The 2,864-nt window shown below is 71.5% G+C and carries 4 protein-coding genes; 1 reads left to right on the forward strand and 3 read right to left on the reverse strand.

Translation table 11 applies throughout. The annotated features are described in order from the left end of the window. Positions 1 to 35: 35 nt before the first annotated feature. From Q7F20_RS18240 to Q7F20_RS18250, 3 genes are read right to left on the reverse strand one after another with little or no spacing between them, the layout of a single operon-like run. Entirely contained in the window at positions 36 to 524 is a 489-nt protein-coding gene (locus Q7F20_RS18240) for a DedA family protein (RefSeq protein WP_305741472.1), read from the reverse strand. Between the two features lie 36 nt (positions 525 to 560). Then, positions 561 to 1,592, reverse strand: a complete 1,032-nt coding sequence (locus Q7F20_RS18245) for a YihY/virulence factor BrkB family protein (protein ID WP_305741473.1) — start codon at positions 1,590 to 1,592, stop codon at positions 561 to 563. A gap of 4 nt (positions 1,593 to 1,596) precedes the next feature. Then, positions 1,597 to 2,112 carry a hypothetical protein gene (locus Q7F20_RS18250; RefSeq protein ID WP_305741474.1) on the reverse strand — a complete coding sequence of 172 codons (516 nt, stop codon included), beginning with the start codon at positions 2,110 to 2,112 and terminating at the stop codon, positions 1,597 to 1,599. A 63-nt stretch (positions 2,113 to 2,175) separates the two neighbouring features. On the opposite strand from Q7F20_RS18250, the gene Q7F20_RS18255 reads away from it, so the two are divergent. Then, on the forward strand, positions 2,176 to 2,864 hold a 689-nt coding region (locus Q7F20_RS18255; protein ID WP_305741475.1), incomplete at its 3' end, for an MBL fold metallo-hydrolase.

Here is a 2,864-nt window from a genome sequence, read left to right on the forward strand (position 1 = left end):
GTCGCGGGGCGGGCCGGCACCGCGCCTCCTGGCCGTCAGGGTCGGGACGTGTCGGCGGCGACCCGGCGACGGCGCCGGACCGCCCACAGCACGGCCGCAGCACCGACCGCCAGCGCGACCAGCACGACCGCGCCCCACGGCGACCCCGCGAACGCCGCGAGCACTGCCCAGAAGAGCGCGAGGCCCACGGTCGCGTACACGACCGCCCACGCCACGCAGCCCGGGACCATCGCGATCGTGTACCGCCACCACGGCACCCGGGCGACGCCCGCGGCCGCGTTCACGACCGTCTGCAGCCCCACGGTGAGGAAGCTGATCGTCACGACGGGCAGCCCCCAGCGGTCGAGCAACGCCGAACCCCGACGGACCGCTGCCGAGTCGAGCCAACGTCCCCAGCGTGACCGCGCCACCCCCGTGACAGCGAGGCGTGCCAGCCAGTACGTCGCCTGCGCACGGCAGAACACCACGGCGAAGAGGGCGAGGACGAGCCACCGGAACGGGAGCCCCTCGAGGAAGGACGGCACGGGCGAACCGTAGCCACCCCGACCGGGAATGTCCCGTCAGCGGCGGTCGGCGTCCTCGCGGATCCTGATGCCGTCGAGGACGTCCTGCGCGCGCTTCTCGTCCTGCTTCTCGATCTGACGGGTGTCGCGTTCGGGGAGCTGGATGTCCTCCTCCGCGCGGATGCCGGCCTGCAGCTCGCGTCCGCGTTCGATCTCGGCGTCGAACTCCGCGCCGAAGAGCAGCGCGTTGTTCGTGATCCAGATCCACAGCAGGAACACGATCACGCCGCCGAGCGAACCGTACGTGGCGTTGTAGTTCGAGAAGTTGCCGACGTAGAAGCCGAAGCCGACGCTGGCGACGATGAGGATCAGGATGGCCAGGATCGACCCGCCGCTCACCCAGCGGAACTTCGGCTGCTTGACGTTCGGCGCCCAGTAGTAGAGCACCGCGACGACGATGATCGCGATCACGAGCAGGATCGGCCACTGCACGATGCTCAGGACCGTCGCGGCGACGTCGCCGAGCCCGATCACGTCGCCGAAGCTGCGGGCGAGCGGGCCGGACACGAGTGCGAGCAGCCCGAGGACGAGCAGGATGACGGTGAAGAGCGTGACGCCGAGCATGGTCGGGCGGAGCTTCCAGATCGGACGCCCCTCGCGGACGTTGTAGATCCGGTTCATCGCCCGGCCGAAGGCACCGACGTACCCGGAGGCCGACCACAGCGCACCGACGACACCGACGATGAACGTGACCGGTGCTGCGGGCGAGCGGACGAGCCCCTCGATGGGGTCCCGGAGCAGTTCGGCGACCTGCCCGCCGCCGATGTTGTTCACGACGTCGAGCAGGGTGTCGATCGTCTTCTTCGGGTCGGACACCAGGCCGAGGATCGACACCACCGCCAGCAGACCGGGGAACAGCGCGAGCACGGTGTAGTAGGTCAGGCTCGCCGCGAGGTCCGTGCACTGGTCACTGGAGAACTCGCGGAGCGTCTTCTTGAGCGTGTAGACGAGCGTCGGCTTGGTGAGGTCTGCCGGGCTGTCGGGCTTGCGCGGATCGTCGGGTTCGGGCTTGTGCTGCTCGCGTGCCACGGGACTACCCCTTCGCCTTCAGCGCCTGCTTCGAGCGCTTGGCGGCCTGTTTGCGGTTCTTCGTCGCGCGGCGTTGGACCGCGGCGATGCCGGCGCGCTGCTTCACGCGTGCGCGGTGCTGCGGGTCGCGTTCGAGTGACTCCTCGGCGGCCTTCGCGCGGGCCTTGCGCCCCTTGCGTCCGGGCTGGGACTGCTCGGCCGCACTCGGACCGTCGCCGCGGGCTCCGAACGGCAGCAGCGCGGTGAAGGCCGTCGTCGCCGGCGGTTCGGCGAGGTGACCCGCGGGGCTGTTCCGGATCGCGATGCCGACGACGATCGCCGCCACCCCTGCGGCAGCGGTGACGCCCATCGCCACGAGCGGCGTGGGGTCGCGGTGCCAGCGCTGCCTCGCCTTCGCGACCGCCAGACGGGTCCGAGCGGGCACGTCGGAACGTCGTCGGATCTCGTTGACGGTGTCCGTGAGGTGCTCACGCGTGCGAACGGTCGCGAGTTCGAGCTCGGGGAGACTGTCCTTGGCCATTCCCCATTTCGTACACGCTCAGCCGGGGTCCGTGTCCAGGTCGACCCGCCTACGGTGCGCCCCATGCTGTTCCGAGACGTCGCCGAGGGCATCCACCGGCTGGAGATCGCCCACACGAACACGTACCTGGTCGAGACGGGCGACCGGCTGCTCGTCGTCGACGCCGGGCTGCCCGCGGCATGGCCGCACCTGCTGCTCGCCGTCCACGACCTCGGCTACTCGCCCGACCGCGTGGAGGGGCTGCTCCTCACCCACGGGCACTTCGACCACGTGGGCACCGCCGCGAGGATGCACCGGGAGTGGGGCACGCCCGTGTACGTCCACCCCGGCGACCGGCACCTCGCCGCGCACCCGTACTCCTACCGGCCGCAGACGAACCGGTTCGGGTTCGTCGCGCTGCACCCGGGTGGCCTGGTACCGCTCGGTCGGATGCTGCTCGCCGGTGCCGCGACGGTGGACGGCATCGCGGAGACGGAGCCCCTGGAGGTCCGCGCCGAGGTGCCCGGGACACCGTGGATCATCGAGACCCCCGGGCACACCGACGGGCACGTGGCGCTGCACTTCGCGGACCGTGACGCGGTGATCGCCGGGGACGCCCTCGTCACGCTCGACCCCTACACCGGCGGCATCGGCCCGCGGATCGTCGCACCGGCCGCGACGGCCGACATCGACACGGCGGTCGCCTCGCTCGACCGCTTGGCCGACACCGAGGCGCGGCACGTGCTGCCCGGGCACGGGCCGGCGTGGGGGCT

This window comes from Curtobacterium sp. A7_M15 (assembly GCF_030705415.1).
GTDB lineage: Bacteria > Actinomycetota > Actinomycetes > Actinomycetales > Microbacteriaceae > Curtobacterium.

What these genes read in the sequence shown, in the direction of transcription:
- Q7F20_RS18250 (WP_305741474.1), bottom strand. Translation starts at nt 2,112, where the DNA reads ATGGCCAAGGACAGTCTCCCCGAGCTCGAACTCGCGACCGTTCGCACG.